The sequence below is a fragment of the Pedobacter sp. HMWF019 genome, from assembly GCF_003061025.1.
Lineage (GTDB): Bacteria > Bacteroidota > Bacteroidia > Sphingobacteriales > Sphingobacteriaceae > Pedobacter.
This window is the reverse complement of record NZ_QAIL01000326.1, coordinates 1-6,302: the sequence shown is the minus strand read 5'-3', so window position 1 is coordinate 6,302 and position 6,302 is coordinate 1. Positions and strand designations below refer to the sequence as shown.

5 protein-coding genes are annotated in these 6,302 nt (G+C 36.7%); all 5 read right to left on the bottom strand.

What is annotated here, in order from left to right:
* Window positions 1-1,171: hypothetical protein (locus tag DBR11_RS18390; protein WP_146186580.1), on the bottom strand; the 1,171-nt coding region annotated here is incomplete at its 3' end.
* A 98-nt stretch (window positions 1,172-1,269) separates the two neighbouring features.
* On the bottom strand, window positions 1,270-1,650 hold the full coding sequence (locus tag DBR11_RS18385; RefSeq protein WP_108554097.1) for a DUF6232 family protein: 381 nt from the start codon (window positions 1,648-1,650) through the stop codon (window positions 1,270-1,272).
* 259 nt (window positions 1,651-1,909) lie between these two features.
* Complete coding sequence (locus tag DBR11_RS18380) at window positions 1,910-2,977, bottom strand: type I restriction endonuclease (RefSeq protein ID WP_108554096.1); 1,068 nt, start codon at window positions 2,975-2,977, stop codon at window positions 1,910-1,912.
* Between the two features lie 120 nt (window positions 2,978-3,097).
* Window positions 3,098-3,766, bottom strand: coding sequence for a response regulator (locus tag DBR11_RS18375; protein WP_369974440.1), 669 nt, complete (start codon window positions 3,764-3,766; stop codon window positions 3,098-3,100).
* An 8-nt stretch (window positions 3,767-3,774) separates the two neighbouring features.
* Window positions 3,775-5,460 carry a tetratricopeptide repeat-containing sensor histidine kinase gene (locus DBR11_RS18370; protein ID WP_233260815.1) on the bottom strand — a complete coding sequence of 562 codons (1,686 nt, stop codon included), beginning with the start codon at window positions 5,458-5,460 and terminating at the stop codon, window positions 3,775-3,777.
* Window positions 5,461-6,302 lie beyond the last annotated feature (842 nt).

The following is a 6,302-nucleotide window of genomic DNA, read 5'->3' as shown; positions in this document are numbered from 1 at the left end:
CATGGGTATAACCTGAGTAAGATGGTGAACTAAGTTCCACTAGATTAAGTGATCTGACGTTAATCGAATAGTCAGTGTTGTTTGGCTGGTAAATTTTTTGTTCAGAGAAATATTTTACTCCTTTCAGGCGCTTTGCAAAATTTACTGCCAAGCCAAAGCCAAAATTTCCGTTGTCCGCGGTCGCATCGGAAATTTCATCCGACTTTTTAAACTTATAGTTGCCAACTTTTCCTTTATTTATAACCTTATATTGTATAGGAAAAGGGGTTTTTGTACTAGAGATAACAACACTATTCAAGAAATGGGGATCATTAGTACTTACAATCTGTTTGTCGACAGCTTGTCTCACTTGTTCTTCTGTCCCAATGAACCATATGTAATACGGTCGGTCTACACCCGCCAATTTTATCGTTTTTGAATTATGATCGTAATAATCTCCTTGAAAATTAGCCTTCATTTGAAATATGGCTAGAGCGAGGTTTTGCTTATTCAATTTATCTTGAAACTTATCTTTTATGGCTACCTCTTGAAGCTTAAGATAACTTACTGCGTTAATTTTCTTTGGTGGAGAGAACACAAAGTCTGAGATTAAAATGGAGGCATTATTTTGATCTGTCTGCGACAATACGTTTTCCAATACCTCAGCTATATCTGAATTCCATCTTTTTCCTCCCATTTTCTTAAATAGTTGGGGAGTTAATCCACTGCTAAAAAGTTTGATGTCGCTAGAGGAGGCTTTGATGATACTACTATTGATGTAATTAAGGTTGATTGAGGAGGTAAGCTGTTTTAGGTTTACCAGCATATCATAAATAGAACTCTTTAAATCGGCCTGAGAAATATAACCATCCATACTAAAGGAGTTTTCAAAGAAAACATTGATGTTGAATTTGGCGGTAGTTATTCTTGTAGGATTCCATACCTCAACAACAAGTTTTTTTTTCGTGAAAAACTTATTTATATAGTTGTACAATTCTTCACGATTCTTGAACCTTTCGTATTTCTTTTCTTTAGTTGCTGCAGTTTGTAAATCAAGAAATTCTTTTTGCGTCACTACATTATCCTGAGCTATTTGGTTAAGTTCAGATTGTAGATTGAAATTTTTTCTGCAACTACAAACAATAAGGGATAGCGTAACCAATAGCAAAAGGATAAATGCTTTGTGTTTCATCAGTATATAATTGTTTTTAATTTGAGATTTAAGCCTAAATCCTAAATCATATGTCTTATGGGATCTTGGTGAAGTTAAAGTAGAAGTCATTTCATATTTTAACCCCGATGCACTATTGCATCATTGAGCGCATTTACAATCGTTTGAATGTATGCTTTGTCTTTCGAAACCATACTATTTACTTCCCCTGAATTTGTACTGATTCTTACTGCAAATTCGTTTTTAATGCAAAATAAAATAGCAACTCCAAAAACCAGAATAAGAATGCCTAAAATCATGGAGCTTTCTGAAAAAAGCATAAAAAAGCCAGCAATGATCATAATGACGGGCAATGCCTTGCTCTTAATGATTTCAAAAATATGAACAGAAGATATGTTCCTCATAGCATAAGTTTTTGAATTGGTTACATATCTGGATTGAGTTACAGTAACTCTCATGTCCTGGTAAAATGTAACTTCGTTTTGTGCCTGTGTTTCCATATATATTTAGATTATCGTTTTAACTATTCAAAACTATATCACTTCAAGATGGTATCCTTACGGGAAACCGTAAGCCTATCGACTATTTTGAGAAGTTTTTGGTAATGCTGTTTTGGAATAAATACTTGTAATACAGTATTTTGAATTTATATAATGAGAGATTGCTCCGATGCCAGAAATGGCAAATCTGGATGCAACCCCTTCATTTTTCTGAGAGCTAATAAACTTGCCTGTATTTACTACAGCAATTCTTTAAATCTTAATAATTATCTACTGTTTGATGTAACTCATTCCTGTAGTTATAGATCTCATCAAGGCTGGCCAGCTGCTTTTTCTCACCAGCATCTTTTCCCTTATGAAATGTCTCCAGGTACTTATTTGCCGTATTAAAATGTAACCGGCAGATTGGCTTCCGGTTGTTATCGTCCAGTAAAATTCCAAAGTAAGACTGGGTATCCCGTGGAGCAATACGATTGGAGGGGATCTTCTCCCGTAGAATAGCCTTTACAATCTGAAAGGCCTCCAATTCCTCCTCCGTTGTTACAATTTTTCCAGCCTCATTGTTATCATCAATCAGCAGACTGGCTTTACCCTCGTCCTTCTTCTCAATCTTCTCATTGATGTTCAAGGCAGACTTCAACCTGTCGCTGATAGATTCATTAATAGAAACCGCTAAAGCCTTCTTCGTATACTCTTTAAAGGCAACCATTCGGTTTGCAGTTAAAGGCTTATCAAAAAATCTATTGACCAATAGCTTAACAATTTCATCAGATGGGTTATCTATTTCTTTCTCAAATTCCTTCCGGATTGCTTTAATGTATTTTAAACCTTCGGCCGAATCAAGAATGCTTTCTAAGTTGTATTCATTTTTAGTAAAGCTTTCCAGAATTTTGATGGAGTTATCCTTCAGATCCTCAATATCTATGGTTAAGAAAGGCTTCTCATCCATAATGTTCGGCTTTTCCAGATCCGTATAGAAATTGTAGACCGTACCATTGGTTAATACACCAAATCTTGCTTTAGAAACATGATAATACCTGTGAAGCTGGGAATTGTGAGCATCGGCGTTTTCTTTCCAATGCTTGCATTCAAAGATGAGTATAGGTTCATTGTTATTGCTTATAACATAATCTACTTTTTCTCCTTTTTTCGTTCCGATATCACAAATATGCTCCGGAATAACTTCTGTCGGATTAAAAATATCGTAGCCCAGAATCTGGATAAAGGGCATTACAAATGCATTTTTGGTGGCCTCCTCGGTATTGATCTGGTCTTTTAATCCAACCACTCTTTGGTGAAGCTGTTCTAACTTAAGTTTAAGATCCATTTCTGCTTGCGCTTTTAGGGTTTAAATTGTTTATTTCCCAAAAGTAGCCAGGCAGAAGCAGCCTTTCTTACGGGAAACCGTAACCCGGGGCGCTATTTCAACGAAATTATGAAGCTAGGGTTAGATAAGTCCAAAGTCTTTACAATACACCACCAATTGTTCATTCTTAGAAAACTCCAAAGCTTCTCTCATCAGATTCAGGCGTTTTTCAACACTGCTTAAACCAGAAGGTGAAATTCCTTTTTGCTGTAAGTGAAATGGAATGTTTTTCTGAGGGATTCCTTGCGAAAGCAGGGAAATGATGGCGATGTCGACATCCGCAAACTCATATGCATTTTTAGCCTTGATGCCCTGCCTTAAATTGGCAGAAATATATTTGTTGGATTTATAAATCGTGTTTATCGCCAGTTTAAGTTCCTGAGCATCATTGCGTGCCTTGCGCACATAAGCATTGATCCCAAGCTCATCATAAAGTGCATCAATAACAGCCGCTTTGTTTTCAGCAGAAAAAACCAGAATTTTTAAATTGGGTTGTGCTTGCCTTACCGCTTTGATCAGTTCTGTACCGCCGGTAATCCTTTGCTTATTATGATCCTCTTCGAAAGAAAGATCGGTAATCAATAAATCATAAGGTTCGTCATTTTGACGGGCCTTTTGTATCCAGGTTAAAGCATCATCGCAATAAAATACATAATGGGCAATCTCTATTCCGAGATCTTCCAATGTCTTCCTTACGGAGATGTTGGAAGATTCGTGGTCTTCTGCAATTAAAACTCTTTCGAACATCATTCTTCTATTTAGGTAATGGGAAAAGAAATCTGAATTTTCAGCCCCTTCTCAACTTTGGTGTCAAAAGTAATTTCCCCATGAATACTTTCTATACGGGTTCCCGTATTTCTCAATCCATTATTGAACCTCATCTCTTCAGGCATCCCAATTCCATTATCTGTATAATAAATATTGATCTTATCCTGTTTCTGTTCAAACTTAACAGCAACGTTACTGGCACCGCTATGTTTCCCCATATTCACCATCAGTTCCTGCAGGATATGCTCAATTTCATATTTTACCTGTGCAGTTACTTTTTTCCATAACTGCGGATCGTTTCCCGCCAGGGCCACTTTTGTTGTATCAGTGGCGAAAGATTTGATGAGATCCGAAACTCTTTCGTGGAAATTCTGATCTGTAAATTTAACCTCCTCATAAGATATATCTCGCGATTTCTCGTACAGATCCTCTATCTTATCCAATACACGGTCTTTATCAATCTCCTCCTGGTTTTCAATTTCAGTCATGACCCTGTACAATCCATTGGCTACCACATCATGTACTTTCTTGGAGGTTTTAAGTTGATTTTCCCGGATGGCCGTTTGTGCTTCCAATTCCAGTCGCTGTTTTCTCTTCTTGTACCAAAGAACAGCGATAATAGAAGCTGCAACCAATATAAAGATCGTACTGATGGATACTATCTTTTGTTTAATGATCTGATACTTTTTTTCCGTATTGTCCTTTTGTAACAATAGATTATCTGCTTTATTTTTCTCTGTTTCATAACGGATAACAGCAAACTGATTCTTGGCCGCATTACGCGCCGTCTGAACACTGTCCTCTAATTTTTGGTAGAGCTCAAAATACTGTTTGGTTTCTTCCTGGTGGCTCAGCTTTACGAGCTTCTGCAGTGCCTGTAGTTGATCATCCGGACTTTTGATTTTCATTGCAACCCGATACATCTCACGCGAATAAAATAGCGCTGAATCTGGTTGTTTTTTGGTGTAATAATCTGATAGATGTGAAAAACTCGCATTTTGACCCCAGAGGTCATTTTCATTCTCCCGAATGTGCAAGGCTCTTAGTAAATCTGGCGCTGCGTTATAATTTGGGTTTTGAAGCCATTTCGTTTTTGAAATATTAGATAGGATCCTGGAAAAGTTATTGTTGTTCTTTTGTACATCTTTATTTTTCAGGAGCTGCTCAAAATATTTTAAAGACTCATGGTATCGCTTTTGAGCAGATAGGTTAATCGCAATATTATTTGAGTATATAATTTTGGACTGCTCATTATTGGAGAGCGCAATTGCTTTAATGTAGAAGGAGGTTGCCTCATCATAGTTCTTTAAGAGATGAGCCATTTTCCCCAGGTTATTATAATTGGAGGATAATATCTCCTTTTGCTTTTCATTAGAAATATTAAGGTATTTAATTGCAGAAAGCGATAACTCCTGACTACCAAAATAGTCGCCCTGATCACCGCTAATGATCGCCATATTGATCAGGCTCTTCGCTACTAAAATACTATCGCCATTTTTTAAAGATTCTTCCTTGGCTTTATTAAAGTAAACGAAACTGCTGTCTACCATTCCTTTATCCGAGAAGGACCAGGCTTTATCATAATAGGGGGTAGTAACCCGGAGTTTATCTTTTATATTCTCTTTATGACAAGAAGCGAATACAAATAATAGAAGAAGCGTAATATATTTTTTCAAGAAATCGTTATTATTTCTCTAATTTATAAAAAAAACGGGCAAATATTTGCCCGTTTTTTTCAGTTGTTATCTTGGAGGGTTATTCCCTGTTTCGCCACCTGTATCAGGAGGGGTATCAGGAATAGAAGGAGTGTCCTGTGCAGTTACAGTAGTACCATTATTGTTTGTTGTATTATTGTGGTGTGGACATACCAATCCCAATAACATTGCTAAAATGATTTGAAAAAACATGAGTCAAAAATTTAAAGGTTAATCACTTGGTAGGTCCCCGCGAACCTTATCGCGGGGGTTGCTACAGTTGCAATCAGAGGCGCCTCTGAAATTTTTGGGAAGTAATGAGATTCAATTGCGGGAACTGGTAACTGCTTCCCAAGCCGGCCACTAACCACCGCTCTTTCCTCTCTGTTTTTGAAAATCGGTTCTTGTATTTATTTCGATAGCTAATCGATACTTGATCTGATTTCTGAAGCAAATTTAGTGGGGTTAATTATCTATATTTCAATGAATTCCTTAATGCTTAAATAATTCCTGGAAATACCTTAGGAATTCCTGAATTCCGCTAAAATTCACTCAACAATTCTTATAAGAATATTTTTTTGGCTACAAAGGAGGTGGTTGTTGCCAATGAAAGGGAGGAATAGTTCTTCCCTATAATGAGCAAAAGCCGCCTTTAATTCAATTGAATTAGAGGCGGCTTTCGGTTGGAATTAATAAAGTGATGTCTTTTTATAGCAACTGCTGGGGATCTAGGATTATACTGTTTTACGATTCTTTCTAATTGTTATTATGCAAACCACACAAAGAACAAAAAAGATTATAATGGAAATTGACCAGGCTAAGAG

Coding starts and splice junctions, on each gene's coding strand:
- DBR11_RS18385 (WP_108554097.1), bottom strand. CDS start 1,650: ATGGAAACACAGGCACAAAACGAAGTTACATTTTACCAGGACATGAGA.
- DBR11_RS18380 (WP_108554096.1), bottom strand. CDS start 2,977: ATGGATCTTAAACTTAAGTTAGAACAGCTTCACCAAAGAGTGGTTGGA.
- DBR11_RS18375 (WP_369974440.1), bottom strand. CDS start 3,766: ATGATGTTCGAAAGAGTTTTAATTGCAGAAGACCACGAATCTTCCAAC.